Origin of the sequence: Lactiplantibacillus xiangfangensis (assembly GCF_001438845.1) — a bacterium.
GTDB classification, from domain to species: Bacteria; Bacillota; Bacilli; order Lactobacillales; family Lactobacillaceae; genus Lactiplantibacillus; species Lactiplantibacillus xiangfangensis.
This window is the reverse complement of record NZ_JQCL01000052.1, coordinates 1-790: the sequence shown is the minus strand read 5'-3', so window position 1 is coordinate 790 and position 790 is coordinate 1. Positions and strand designations below refer to the sequence as shown.

2 protein-coding genes are annotated in these 790 nt (G+C 39.0%); one reads left to right on the top strand and one right to left on the bottom strand.

Translation table 11 applies throughout. From position 1 onward, the window contains the following. A partial coding sequence (locus IV64_RS14080) for a type II toxin-antitoxin system prevent-host-death family antitoxin (RefSeq protein WP_157060984.1) occupies positions 1 to 110 on the bottom strand: 110 nt, incomplete at its 3' end. Between the two features lie 78 nt (positions 111 to 188). On the opposite strand from IV64_RS14080, the gene IV64_RS04335 reads away from it, so the two are divergent. Next, positions 189 to 776, top strand: a complete 588-nt coding sequence (locus tag IV64_RS04335) for a site-specific integrase (protein ID WP_011669005.1) — start codon at positions 189 to 191, stop codon at positions 774 to 776. Positions 777 to 790: the final 14 nt, after the last annotated feature.

Below are 790 nucleotides of genomic sequence, written 5' to 3'. Positions count from 1 at the left end.
GCGCGACTATTTGAACGAGCAATATAAACGGTTTCGTCTTCGTCATTAACTTGATCCAAATATTTTTTTAGGTTAGCGCGAAAATCGCTCTGTGTTAATGCTAATGTCATATTTACCACCCTTTCTTTGTACTTAATATTGTACTTTAATTTGTACTAAAAATCAATCTTTTTAAAGGGGCTAAAACTATGCAACAAATCGTCTTACCAATCAAAGATTCAAACGTCCTGACCGAAGTACAAGATACCTTACTACACAATTTTAGAGCTGGTCGTCGTAATTACACGATTTTTCAGGTTGGCAAAGCCACCTTGTTACGAGTGAGCGATGTTATGAGGCTCCGTTGGAGCGATGTCTTTAACGAAAACGGGACCGTGCGTCAGAATGCGCTTATCCACGATAAAAAAACCGGCAAAGCTAATTTACTCTACTTAAAACCGGTACAAGCTGATTTATTAAGCTATCAAACTTGGTTACAGGCCAACCACTTGGTTTCTGATTGGCTGTTTCCCTCAATTCAAAACCCAGACCGCCATATTACGGAAAAGCAATTCTATAAAATCATGAGTAAGGTTGGCGACTTGCTTGAAATTAACTATCTGGGCACCCATACGATGCGCAAGACTGGTGCTTATCGCGTTTATACGCAAACTAATTACAATATTGGGTTAGTCATGCATTTGCTCAATCATTCCAGTGAAGCAATGACTTTAGCTTATTTAGGCTTAGACCAAGCTAGTACTGAAACGATGCTGGATAAAATTGATTTTGGTTAGGAGGCTGGCTTTAT